Below are 12,031 nucleotides of genomic sequence, written 5' to 3'. Positions count from 1 at the left end.
GCGTTTACGTCGTGAGCTGTTCCACCAACTCGACCGCGCTGTCCACTGAATCGAGCAACGCACCGACGTGGGCCTTGCTTCCGCGCAGCGGTTCCAGCGTCGGAATCCGCACCAGCGACTCGCCGCCGAGGTCGAAGATCACCGAGTCCCAGCTGGCCGCGGCGATGTCCGCACCGAACCGGCGCAGGCACTCGCCACGGAAGTAGGCCCGGGTGTCGGTGGGCGGGTTCTCCACCGCGTCGAGCACCTGCTGCTCGGTGACCAGACGCTTCATCGAGCCGCGCGCCACCAGGCGGTTGTACAGGCCCTTGTCCAGCCGGACATCGGAGTACTGCAGGTCGACCAGGTGCAGGCGCGGGGCGTTCCAGCTCAGGTTCTCCCGCTGGCGGAAGCCCTCCAGCAGGCGCAGCTTGGCCGGCCAGTCCAGGAGGTCGGCGCATTCCATCGGATCGCGTTCCAGCAGGTCCAGCACGTGGGCCCAGGTCTCCAGGACGTGGTCCGCGCGCGGGTCCGGATCGCGGCGTTCCTGCAGCTTGGCCACCCGGTCCAGGTAGATGCGTTGCAGCGCAAGGCCGGTCAGCTCGCGGCCGTCGGCCAGGGCCACGGTCGCGCGCAGCGACGGGTCCCGGCTGATGACGTGCACCGCGTGCACCGGGCGCGCCAGCGCCAGGTCGGACAGGTCGATGCCCTCGGCCGGCCCGAACTCGATGAGGTCGAGCACCAGCGACGTGGTGCCCACCTTGAGGTACGTCGAGGTCTCGGCCAGGTTGGCGTCACCGATGATGACGTGCAGCCGGCGGTACTTGTCGGCGTCGGCGTGCGGCTCGTCGCGGGTGTTGATGATGCCGCGCTTGAGCGTCGTCTCGAGCCCGACCTCGACCTCGATGTAGTCGGCACGCTGCGTCAGCTGGAATCCCGGCTCGTCCCCCGACTGCCCGATGCCGACCCGGCCGGAACCCGTCACGACCTGGCGGGACACGAAGAACGGCGTCAGCCCGGCGATCACCGAGTTGAACGGCGTCTGCCGGCTCATCAGATAGTTCTCGTGCGTGCCGTACGACGCGCCCTTGCCGTCGACGTTGTTCTTGTACAGCTGCAGCCTGGCCGCGCCCGGGACGCTGGCGACGTAGCGGGCCGCGGCCTCCATGACGCGTTCGCCGGCCTTGTCCCAGATGACCGCGTCCATCGGGTCGGTGACCTCGGGAGCGGAGTACTCCGGGTGGGCGTGGTCGACGTACAGGCGGGCGCCGTTGGTGAGGATCATGTTGGCCGCGCCGATCTCGTCGGCGTCGACGATCGGGGCCGGGCCCGTGGAGCGGCTCAGGTCGAAGCCACGCGCGTCGCGCAGCGGGGACTCGACCTCGTAGTCCCACCGCGTGCGCTTGGCCCGCTGGATGCCGCTGGCCGCCGCGTACGCCAGCACCGCCTGGGTGGACGTGAGGATCGGGTTCGCGGTCGGATCAGACGGCGACGAAATGCCGTATTCGACCTCAGTTCCGATGATCCGTTGCATGCCGCCAAGACTAGACGGCTGTCGATACGCGACGATTAGCCGCATGACCACATCACCGGCAGACCGGGTCGCCGCCGAGACCTGGTTTCTGCGGCGCGGGCTGCCCGCGGTGCTGCGTCCAGGGGCGCTGGTGCGACGGCTGTGGCAACGCTCGGCCCCGGCGCTGGCCGCGTTCGCGGTGTTCATGGCCAACTCGATCCTCGTCACCGCCGTCACCGGAAAACACACCATCAACATCGAGGGCCAGCCCACCCGGACCGAATGGTTCGTCCTGGCATTGCTCCTGCTGGTGGCGCCGGTGGCCGCGCTGGCGGGCTGGCTGGTGTCGCGCATCGCGTCGTGGCGCAATCGTGCCGGCGTGGCCGTGGTGTCGGTGGCCGTGTGCGCCGTCGGCGCGGTGCTGGGTGGTCCCGGTCCGAAAGTCGGCGGCAATCTGATCTACGTCGGGGTGATCGTCGCCGTCATCCTGATCTGTACCGCGACCGGAATCGGCTCGATCCTGGGCTGGGCCCTGGACACCACGGCGCACAACCTGACACTCGTGGGCAGCCTCTTCGTGCGCGCCCTACCGATCATGCTGTTGACGGTGCTGGTGTTCTTCAACACCTACGTCTGGCTGATGGCAGCCATCATCAGCCGGGCCCGGCTGTGGTCCGCGCTGGGCTTTCTGTCGCTCATCGCCGTGGCATTCGTCATCGCGACCACCATCGACCGGGTCCGGCCGATCCTGACGGCGTCGGCGCCTGACGCCCCCGAGGCCCAGGACGCGGTACTGGCCGACACCCCGTTCGTGCACCTGCCCGCGCCCGCGCACCGAATCCCGTTGTCGCGCATCGAACGTGTCAACGTCGTGTTCGTCCTGGCCATGTCGCAGGTGCTGCAACTGCTGATCGTCGCGCTGGTGACGGCCTTCATCTTCCTGGTGCTCGGCCTGATCCTCATCAGCCCGAAGCTGCTGGCGGAATGGACGCGGGGCAACGGCTCGCCCGACGGCACCATCTTCGGCATGACACTGCCCATTCCGGAGTCACTGATCCAGACGACGCTCTTCCTGGGCGCCCTGACCTTCATGTACATCACGGCGCGCACCACGACCGATGCCGAGTACCGCGCCGAGTTCGTCGACCCACAGGTCGACAGCCTGCGCCGCCGGCTCGACGCACGGGACCGCTACCTCGCCGACCTCAGACATGCGTGAGGCCGTGTGCGCAATTCCGGAGTATTGCGCGCACGGCCCCCACACCTGCTGTCCTGTTACAGGTACTGCCCCAGGTTGCTCTCGGTATCGATGGCCCGGCTGGCCGACGAACTCTTGCCGGTGACCAGCGTGCGGATGTAGACGATCCGCTCGCCCTTCTTGCCCGAAATCCGTGCCCAGTCATCGGGATTGGTGGTGTTGGGCAGGTCCTCGTTCTCGGCGAACTCGTCGACGATGGAGTCCAGCAGATGCTGCACCCGCAGACCGCGCTGCCCGGTTTCCAGCACCGACTTGATCGCGTACTTCTTGGCCCGGTCCACGACGTTCTGGATCATGGCACCGGAGTTGAAGTCCTTGAAGTACATGACCTCCTTGTCGCCGTTGGCGTAGGTGACCTCGAGGAAGCGGTTGTCGTCGATCTCGGCGTACATCCGGTCCACGATCTTCTCGATCATGGCCTTGATGGTCAGCGCGCGATCGCCGTTGAACTCGGCGAGGTCGTCGGCGTGCACCGGCAGTTCCTCGGTGAGGTACTTCGAGAAGATGTCCTGCGCCGCTTCGGCGTCCGGCCGCTCGATCTTGATCTTCACGTCCAGGCGGCCGGGCCGCAGGATGGCCGGGTCGATCATGTCCTCGCGGTTGGAGGCGCCGATGACGATGACGTTCTCCAGGCCTTCGACACCGTCGATCTCACTGAGAAGCTGTGGCACCACGGTGGTTTCGACGTCGGAGCTGACGCCGGTGCCACGGGTACGGAAGATCGAGTCCATCTCGTCGAAGAACACGATCACCGGGGTGCCCTCGGAGGCCTTCTCGCGAGCCCGCTGGAAGATCAGGCGGATGTGCCGCTCGGTCTCGCCGACGAACTTGTTGAGCAGCTCGGGACCCTTGATGTTCAGGAAGTAACTCTTCGCTTCCCGGGCGTCGTCGCCGCGCAGCTCGGCCATCTTCTTCGCCAGCGAGTTGGCGACGGCCTTCGCGATGAGCGTCTTGCCGCAACCAGGAGGGCCGTACAGCAGCACGCCCTTCGGCGGCCGCAGCGCGTACTCCCGGTACAGGTCCTTGTGCAGGAACGGCAGCTCGACGGCGTCGCGGATCAACTCGATCTGCCGCGTCAGGCCACCGATGTCGCTGTAGGCGACGTCGGGCACCTCTTCGAGGACCAGGTCCTCGACCTCGGCCTTGGGGATGCGCTCGAAGGCGTACCCGGCCTTGCTGTCGACCAGCAGCGAGTCGCCCGGGCGGAGCTTGCGCGCCCGCTCGTCGGCCAGGTCGTCGACGCCCTCGAGCACCTCGGCGACCTCGGGGTCGAGGAATTCGAGCGCGATCAGCGGCTCGGCGAGCCAGACGATGCGCTCCTCGTCGGCATGGCCGACGACGAGGGCACGCTTCCCGTCGTTCAGGATTTCGCGCAGGGTGCTGATCTCGCCGACCGACTCGAACGAGCCGGCCTCGACCACTGTCAGCGCCTCGTTGAGGCGGACGGTCTGGCCCTGCTTGAGTTCGGACACCTCGATGTTCGGCGACACCGACAGCCGCATCTTGCGGCCGGAGGTGAAGACGTCGACGGTGTCGTCGTCGTGGGTGAGCAGCAGGACGCCGTACCCGCTGGGCGGCTGCCCCAGCCGATCGACTTCCTCACGGAGCGCCAGCAACTGCTGCCGCGCCTCTTTGAGCGTGTCCATCAACTTGCCGTTGCGGGTCGTCAGCGAATCGATGCGGGCTTCGAGTTGCTGCACGTCACGCGGTCCGCGATGCGTCGCGGCCGCGTTCGTGAGCTGCTCTCGCAGCGCCGCCGTCTCGCTGCGAAGCCGCGCCAACTCGGCGGCATCGGTGCTGGACATGGGGTTCTGACGAGATGTGCCCGGGCTGCCGAAGGCGTCCGGGCGATCCATTTCAGACATCTTGCTGCTCCTTTCCCACACCGGAAGTTGGTGCGGCGGATACCTCAACGCTACCGGCGATCTGCCGATCGTGGGCGTCGAAGGAATTGCGACACACGGGTGTCCCTCTGACCGCGCTGTTAACCTCATACCCGAGTCGGGCTCATCGAAAGGACCGCAGTGATCGTCAAATCCCTCGTCACCGGCATCGCAGCCACCGCCCTCGTCGGCGCCGCAGCAGTCGGTACGACCGTGGCTTCGCAGACGGCCATCCCGACCACCGGCACGTCGACCGCGGTCGCGCCGGTCGTCCGCCAGGTCCCGCTGCCGCAGGCGCCCGCGCCGGGCCTGCAGTCGTCGCTGGTCTCGACGCTCAACGGGCTGACGGCCGCCGGGAGCTTCGCCGGGTCGAAGGGCAGCTACATCCAGGGTGGCGTCGGACGGCTCGAGGCGATCACCGCCGACCGGGCCTACAGCAACGCCGTGAAGCAGGGCGTGTTCCCCCTGAGCTTCGCCGTTGCCGACATCGATGACCTCGGAGACGGCACCGCGACGGCCAACGTCACCGCCACCGCCGCCACCGGTGCCACCGCATCGCAGCCGCTGACCTTCGTCGCCGGCCCCAGCCCCACCGGCTGGCAACTGTCCAAGGGGTCGGCCATGGCCCTGCTGTCGTCGGTGAAGTAGGCGCCAGGACCAGCCCGGTGAATCCGACCCGAGGAACCCTGATCGCCGTCGTCGTGGCGGCGATCGGGTTGGCCGGGTGCAGTGAACACGTCGAGCCGCCGGCCGACCCGATGCCCCGTTCACTGCTGACCACCGACGCCAAGGCGCCCGAGGCAGCGCCGCTGCCGCCGCCGGACGCGATCACCGCCGTGCTGTACAAGATCGCCGACCCCGCGGTGCCGTCGGCACAAAAGATCGGACTGATCCAATACGGCACCGCCGAGGATCAGGCCGGGCTGGACAACTTCACCAGGGCGCTGCGCGACAACGGCTTCAATCCGATGAACGTGACGGCGACGGACCTGCTGTGGTCGGCCGGGCAGCCGGGCGACATCATCGCCACGATCACCATCAGCTCGGTCGCCGCGCCGGACAACAAGTTCACGTTCCCCATGGAGTTCAGTCCCATCCGGGACGCCTGGCAGCTGAACCGGCAAACCGCCAATCTGCTGCTCAAGCTGGGGCAGCCGGGCGGGCCGGGCGCCTCGGTCGCTCCGGGTGCTACGGGCGCTCCGGGTGCTCCGCCGACACCTGGCCGCTGAGCCGTTCATGTGGGTCGGGTGGCTGGAATTCGACCTGTTGCTGGGCGATGTGTACTCGCTGAAAGAGAAGCGCTCGGTGATCCGGCCGATCATCGCCGAACTGCAGCGCAAGTTCTACGTGTCCGCGGCCGAGAGCGGCAATCAGGATCTGCACCGGCGGGCGGCCATCGGGGTGTCCGTCGTCGCGGCTGACCGCCATCACGTCGTCGAGGTTCTCGATGCCGCCGAACGCCAGGTCGCGGGCCGCCCGGAGATCGAACTGCTGTCCGTGCGGCGCGGCCTCGCCAACAGCGAGGACTAGATGTTGCGCTTGCGCCGCAGCGGCTGCGGCGTCACCGCACCCGGTGCGAGACGGCGCGCGCTGATCAGGAACGCGGTGTGGCCCCGCATCGAGTGCTGCGGGCGCACCGCGAGTCCGACGACGTCCCAGCCGCGCTGCAGCGACTCCCACGACCGCGGTTCGGTCCAGCACTGCTGCTCACGCAGCGCCTCGACGGTCTTCGACAACTGCGTGACGGTCGCGACGTAGACGATCAGCACGCCGCCCGGGACCAGCGCCTTCGACACCGTCTCCAGCACGTCCCACGGCGCGAGCATGTCGAGCACGACGCGGTCGACCTCGCCGCCGTCGTAGTCGTTGAGATCGGCGATGACGAGGTTCCAGTTCTCCGGCCGCTCGCCGAAGAAGGTCTCGACGTTGCGCACTGCGTGCACGGCATGGTCGTCGCGCACCTCGTAGGACGTCACCGAACCGCCCGGGCCGACGGCGCGCAGCAGCGAACACGTCAGCGCACCGGAACCGGCGCCGGCCTCCAAAACTCTTGCCCCCGGGAAGATGTCGCCCTCGTGCACGATCTGCGCGGCGTCCTTGGGGTAGATGACCTGCGCACCGCGCGGCATCGAGAGGACGTAGTCGATCAGCAGCGGGCGCAGCACCAGGAACGGGTCACCGTTGGTGGATTTCACGACGCTGCCCTCGGGCTGGTCGATCACCGAATCGTGGGCGATGATGCCGCGATGGGTGTGGAATTCCCCACCTGTCGCCAGCACCATCGTGTAGTGCCGGCCTTTGGCATCGGTCAGTTGGACGCGGTCGCCGACGGTGAAGGGTCCGGTGATTCTCACCGGGCCAGCCTGCCAGCCGACCCGTCCCGGCAGTCGGCCGGGGTTCGGCAACTTTGTCGTGGCCCCCACTTAAGCTGCTGGCATGAGTACCGCCATCGAGGAGCCGAAGGCGGATCGCGCATGACCGCCACCGTCCCCACCCGGCGGCCGGCGCTGTCGCCGTCGCGCGCCGGCGACTTCAAACAGTGCCCCCTGCTCTACCGGTTCCGGGCCATCGACCGGCTGCCGGAGCCACCGTCGACCGCGCAGTTGCGGGGCTCGCTGGTGCACGCCGCCTTGGAGCAGCTGTACGCACTGCCCGCCACCGACCGGGTGCCGGCGACCGCGCTGTCCCTGGTCACGCCGGCGTGGGACGCCGTGGTCGCGGAGAAGCCCGAGCTGGCCGAGGAGATCGCACCCGAACTGCGGGAGACGCTGCTCAAAGAGGCGCGGGCCCTGCTGTCGGGGTACTACCGGCTCGAGGATCCGACGCGCTTCGACCCGCAGAGCTGTGAACAACGCGTCGAGGTCGAGCTGTCCGACGGCACCCTGCTGCGCGGCTTCGTCGACCGGATCGACGTCGCGCCGACCGGTGAGCTGCGGGTCGTCGACTACAAGACCGGGAAGGCCCCGCCGGAGGCGCGCGCACTGGCCGAGTTCAAGGCCATGTTCCAGATGAAGTTCTATGCCGTGGCCCTGCTCCGGCTGCGCGGCGTGGTGCCGGCGCGGCTGCGGTTGCTGTACCTGGCCGACGGCCAGGTCCTCGACTACAGCCCCGACCTGGCCGAGTTGGAGCGGTTCGAGAAGACCCTGATGGCCATCTGGCACGCCATCCAGAAGTCGGGCGAGACCGGTGACTTCCGGCCCAACCCGTCCAAGCTATGTTCCTGGTGCACGCACCAAGACCTGTGCCCCGCATTCGGCGGCACTCCCCCGCCCTATCCGGGCTGGCCCGACAGTTTCGGAATCGCATGATCGACTGCTACTACCGTCGGCTCGACGCCGACGGTGATGTTCAACGCTTCGAATCGACCGAAGGCACCGGCAGCAACTGGGATTCGAGCATTCAGCACGGGTCGCCGCCCCTGGCGCTGCTGACCAAGTCGATCGAGGAGCTCGCCACCGGCAGCGGCATGCAGGTCGGCCGGCTGACTCTCGACATCCTCGGCGCCATTCCCGTTGCGCCGGTTGCGGTTCGGGCGTGGGTGTCGCGGCCTGGTTCGCGGATCTGCATGATGACCGCGGAGATGACGGCCGCGCAGCGCGACGGTTCCGAACGTGCGGTGGCGCGGATGTCGGCCTGGTTGTTGGCGACGACCGACACACGGGACGCCGCCCTGGACCGCTACCCGCCGATGAAGCGGTTGCCCGACACCGGTTTCCGGCATCACTGGCAGGGCCGGCCCGGCTATCTGGAGACGGTCACCTGGGTACCGCAGCCCGACGACGCGGGCGCGGCCGTCGTGTGGATGCAGCCGCTGGTCTCGTTGGTCGACGACGAGAAGCCGACCGACCTGCAACGGCTGGCGATGGTCGTCGACTCCGCGAATGGCGTTGGCGCCGCGCTGGATCCGAACGAATTCATGTTCATGAACACCGACACCACGGTGCACCTGCACCGCGCGCCTGTCGGCTCGGAGTTCTGCCTGCGGGCGCGCGGTTCGATCGGTCCCGACGGTCTCGGGTCGACCACCGCCGAACTCTTCGACGAACAGGGCTTCATCGGGACGTCAGCGCAGACGCTGCTGGTGCAGCGACGCTGAGTCGGGATCACTTGCCGACGTCGACCGCCGACGTGGGCGCGTCGAAGAAAACACGCAACGCCGCCACGTCGCCCGTGATGTCGACAAGCGGCGCGACGTCGTCGAGGGCGAGCAGGCCTGCCGCGAGCCCGAGCACAATCTGAGCCTCGGCGGTCAGCACGGCTTCGAGCTGGCGGCCGTCGGGCCAGCCGACGTCGATACCGGACCCGGTCGCGCTCAGTTGGACGGCGACACCGTCCACCACGATTCCCACCGTGGTCGGCCGATCGCCGGGCACACGCGTGGACAACAAGGCCGGCAGCGCCAGGAGCAGTCCGTCGGCGCGGAAGGAATCGCCCTCCGGGCCGCGGATCATCAGCGGCGTCGACCACCGGATCATGGCGTAGATGGGCTCCCGCAGCTGAGCACCCCAGTCGGTGAGGGCGTACGTGATCGCGTTGGCCTCGTCGGACAGGCGCCGTTCCACCACACCGGCGGATTCGAGATCGCGGAGCCGGTCGGTCAGTAGGTTCGTCGCGATCCCCGGCAGCCCCTCCCGCAGCTCACCGAAGCGTGCCGGGCCGATCAGGAGCTGGCGGACGATCAGCAGATTCCACCTGTCACCCACCACATCCAGCGCCCTGGCAAGCCCGCAGTACTGGCCGTAGTCTCGACTCATCATCACCCACTTGCTAATTTAAAGTACAGTTCACTATATCAACCATCTCCAGGGACGGCGGCCATGACCATCGAACAATCACCAACTCGGCCTGCGCGCCGCAAGGCGGGCATCCTGGCCGCCGTCTACGTCGCCGTGCTGGCCATCAACATCGACGTGACGATCGTCAATGTCGCCCTGCCCAGCATCGCGACCCAACTGCACGCCGACACCCGCGGCCTGCAATGGGTCGTCGACGGCTACACCCTGACCTTCGCGGCCCTCGTCTTGGCCGCAGGCAGCCTGTCGGACCGCTACGGCCGCCGCCCGGCGCTTCTCATCGGATTGCTCGGATTCGCCGTCACCAGCGGCATCGGCGCGGCGTCCACCAGCACCGAAGCCCTCGTCGCGGCGCGGTTCGGCATGGGCGTCTTCGCCGCGCTGATCTTCCCCACCACCCTGTCGATCATCACCAACACGTTCGACGACCGCCGCCAACGCGCGGCGGCACTCGGCGGTTGGGGCGCCGTGGTCGGCGTCGGCGTCGCCGCCGGACCGGTCACCGGAGGCCTTCTGCTCGAACACTTTTCGTGGAGCAGCGTCTTCTGGGCGCTCATCCCGCTGGCGCTGCTGGCCGCGGTTCTCGGGTTCTTCCTGGTGCCAGAATCGCGCGACCCGGGTGTGCCGCCGCTCGACATCCGGGGCCTGATCACGTCGACCGCGCTCCTCGGGGTGCTCGTCTACACCATCATCGAAGCCCCGGCACGCGGCTGGCACAGCCCCGCGACGCTGTCCGGATTTGTCGCTGCCGCGGCGCTGACCCTGGCCTTCGTCACGATCGAGCAGGCCGCAGAGCACCCCATGCTCGACGTCAGGCTCTTCACCGACCGCAGGTTCAGCGCCGCCAGTGCGTCGGTGGCCGTCACCTTCTTCGCACTGTCCGGCTTCATCTTCCTGATCACGCAGTACTTCCAGGTGCTGCGCGGATTCAGCCCATTCTCGACCGGCGCCCGCATCCTGCCCGTCGCGGGCTCCATCGCCATCGGCTCCATCGCCGGCGGACTGCTCGCACCGCGTATCGGTACCCGCGTCGTCGTGGTCAGCGGGCTGGCGTCCTTCGGCACCGCGATGGCCTGGATTGCCGGCACCATCGACACCGACACCCCCTACTGGGCCACCATCGTTGCGCAGATGGTGCTCATGGGCCTGGGCATCGGCCTGGTCTCCACTCCCGCAACAGAATCCATCATGCTGGTGCTGCCGCCCGCCCGCGCCGGTATCGGTTCCGCGGTCAACGACGCCACGCGCGAGCTGGGTGCCACACTCGGCGTGGCCATCGTCGGTTCGCTCTTCTCGTCGATCTTCAGCGCCCGTCTCGCCGACAGCGCCTTCGCGGCGACCGGGAGAGCCGAGGAGGCCGGCGACTCCGTGCCGACCGCGTTCGGGATCGTCACCGCACACCCCGAACTCCTTGCCGCCGTGCAACATTCGTTCCTCAGTGGCATCACCGCGGCGTGCGCCGTCGTCGCAGCGCTGTGCTACGCCGCGGCTGCCGCCGGCGTCTTTGCGCTACCCGGACGACGATTTGAGCCTCCGGTCGTCGCGACGAGCACCTCGGATGAGTCGGAGCCACGCGCATCGGTTGCGCAGCAGGTGTAGGTTTCCGGGCCCGACGTTCACGACCCAATTGACCCTCACGCCGCCGTCGGCTCACCCACCCACCCGGGTCTAGCAGTGGCGAAGGTAGTGAGCGTCGAGCCAGTCGGAGAAGCGTGTCGTGCAGATGGTGGCGTTGTCACCTGGTGCGAGGGAGAGATCATCGATCACTGCCCCGAAGTACGGCGCGCGGGCGTCGGTCACGATCCGGCGAGGATCGCCGGCCGCCGCGAGACCCGTGCGGACAAAGTCGTCCATCCCAATCACTTCCGGGCCGACAACCTCCACCACCCCATTGGTGGGGCTGCCAACAGCGGCACCGGCCACGGCGGCCGCCACATCGTCGGCGGCGATTGGGCGAAACGCGGCGTGCGGCAACGTCACAACGTCCCCATCGGTGGCCGAGTCGGCCAGGCCGCCCACGAATTCGTAGAACGGCGTAGCGCGAACGATCGAGTACGGCTGGCCGGAATCCTTGATCCGGTTTTCCTGGGCCCCTTTGGCAGTGTTGTAGCCGCTATCAGGCGTCGTGTGCGCCCCGACGACCGACAGTGCCACGTGGTGTCCTACGCCGGTTGCACGTTCGGCTGCCAGGAGATTCTTGGTCGTTGTGGTGAAGAAGTGCATCACCGCCTCGTCTTCGAACAATGGCGAGTCGGAAACATCGATGACGACATCCGCGCCTGCCAGCGCGTCGGCGAGACCCTCACCGGTGAGTGCGTCGATACCCGACCGGCGGGACGCGGTAACCACATCGTGGCCCTGCGCGGTGAGGATGGTCGATACCTTGGCGCCGATGAGCCCACGGCCGCCGATGACAACAATTTTCATGATGGTCCTTAAGTTCGTAGTTGCAGTTACTTCGTATTGATGAGCGTTACGTTGGGCTGTGACCCGGGTGGGTCGGGTATGGCTGCCATGGTGGTGCCGGCCCCTGGTGGTGCGGCTTGAAAGGACTGGCCGCCCGGCCTGCCTGGACTTCCTCGGGCCGCTGATTGAGATCTGCGAT

12 protein-coding genes are annotated in these 12,031 nt (G+C 67.8%); 7 read left to right on the top strand and 5 right to left on the bottom strand.

Annotation, left to right across the window (positions count from 1 at the left end; genetic code table 11):
* Positions 1–4: 4 nt before the first annotated feature.
* Entirely contained in the window at positions 5–1,513 is a 1,509-nt protein-coding gene (gene dop / locus ACJH6I_RS17275; protein WP_293021209.1) for a depupylase/deamidase Dop, read from the bottom strand.
* A gap of 43 nt (positions 1,514–1,556) precedes the next feature.
* Here dop and ACJH6I_RS17270 point away from each other — a divergent pair, with 43 nt between their 5' ends.
* Positions 1,557–2,711, top strand: coding sequence for a hypothetical protein (locus tag ACJH6I_RS17270; RefSeq protein ID WP_293021207.1), 1,155 nt, complete (start codon positions 1,557–1,559; stop codon positions 2,709–2,711).
* 56 nt (positions 2,712–2,767) lie between these two features.
* Here ACJH6I_RS17270 and arc read toward each other — a convergent pair whose 3' ends face one another.
* The gene (gene arc, locus ACJH6I_RS17265) at positions 2,768–4,606 is read right to left on the bottom strand and encodes a proteasome ATPase (RefSeq protein ID WP_374704280.1); all 1,839 of its coding nucleotides are present in this window, start codon (positions 4,604–4,606) and stop codon (positions 2,768–2,770) included.
* 168 nt (positions 4,607–4,774) lie between these two features.
* Here arc and ACJH6I_RS17260 point away from each other — a divergent pair, with 168 nt between their 5' ends.
* From ACJH6I_RS17260 to ACJH6I_RS17250, 3 genes are read left to right on the top strand one after another with little or no spacing between them, the layout of a single operon-like run.
* Positions 4,775–5,281 (top strand): hypothetical protein, encoded by a 507-nt coding sequence (locus ACJH6I_RS17260; RefSeq protein WP_318985920.1) that lies wholly within the window; start codon positions 4,775–4,777, stop codon positions 5,279–5,281.
* Positions 5,282–5,298: 17 nt separating this feature from the next.
* Entirely contained in the window at positions 5,299–5,862 is a 564-nt protein-coding gene (locus tag ACJH6I_RS17255; protein ID WP_318985919.1) for a hypothetical protein, read from the top strand.
* Positions 5,863–5,869: 7 nt separating this feature from the next.
* A complete protein-coding gene (locus ACJH6I_RS17250; RefSeq protein ID WP_318985918.1) occupies positions 5,870–6,163 on the top strand; it encodes a DUF503 domain-containing protein in 294 nt (97 codons plus the stop codon).
* Here ACJH6I_RS17250 and ACJH6I_RS17245 read toward each other — a convergent pair.
* A complete protein-coding gene (locus ACJH6I_RS17245; protein ID WP_053856389.1) occupies positions 6,160–6,987 on the bottom strand; it encodes a tRNA (adenine-N1)-methyltransferase in 828 nt (275 codons plus the stop codon). The two genes, ACJH6I_RS17250 and ACJH6I_RS17245, sit on opposite strands and share 4 nt — an antisense overlap.
* 120 nt (positions 6,988–7,107) lie before the next feature.
* Here ACJH6I_RS17245 and ACJH6I_RS17240 point away from each other — a divergent pair, with 120 nt between their 5' ends.
* Both ACJH6I_RS17240 and ACJH6I_RS17235 read left to right on the top strand, forming a co-directional pair.
* Positions 7,108–7,941 carry a RecB family exonuclease gene (locus ACJH6I_RS17240; RefSeq protein WP_318985917.1) on the top strand — a complete coding sequence of 278 codons (834 nt, stop codon included), beginning with the start codon at positions 7,108–7,110 and terminating at the stop codon, positions 7,939–7,941.
* Positions 7,938–8,729, top strand: a complete 792-nt coding sequence (locus tag ACJH6I_RS17235; protein WP_318985916.1) for a thioesterase family protein — start codon at positions 7,938–7,940, stop codon at positions 8,727–8,729. The genes ACJH6I_RS17240 and ACJH6I_RS17235 overlap by 4 nt, the downstream gene beginning before the upstream one ends.
* A gap of 7 nt (positions 8,730–8,736) precedes the next feature.
* Here the strand turns inward: ACJH6I_RS17235 and ACJH6I_RS17230 are convergent, their stop codons facing one another.
* Complete coding sequence (locus tag ACJH6I_RS17230) at positions 8,737–9,387, bottom strand: helix-turn-helix domain-containing protein (RefSeq protein WP_318985915.1); 651 nt, start codon at positions 9,385–9,387, stop codon at positions 8,737–8,739.
* Between the two features lie 63 nt (positions 9,388–9,450).
* Between ACJH6I_RS17230 and ACJH6I_RS17225 the strand changes: the two genes are divergently transcribed.
* Positions 9,451–11,025 carry an MFS transporter gene (locus ACJH6I_RS17225; protein WP_318985914.1) on the top strand — a complete coding sequence of 525 codons (1,575 nt, stop codon included), beginning with the start codon at positions 9,451–9,453 and terminating at the stop codon, positions 11,023–11,025.
* A 69-nt stretch (positions 11,026–11,094) separates the two neighbouring features.
* Here the strand turns inward: ACJH6I_RS17225 and ACJH6I_RS17220 are convergent, their stop codons facing one another.
* Positions 11,095–11,853, bottom strand: coding sequence for an SDR family oxidoreductase (locus tag ACJH6I_RS17220; protein ID WP_318986023.1), 759 nt, complete (start codon positions 11,851–11,853; stop codon positions 11,095–11,097).
* Between the last annotated feature and the right edge of the window lie 178 nt (positions 11,854–12,031).

The organism is Mycobacterium sp. SMC-13 (assembly GCF_045311035.1).
Lineage (GTDB): Bacteria > Actinomycetota > Actinomycetes > Mycobacteriales > Mycobacteriaceae > Mycobacterium.
The sequence above is the reverse complement of the archived record's forward strand: the minus strand, read 5'-3'. Positions and strand labels throughout refer to the sequence as shown.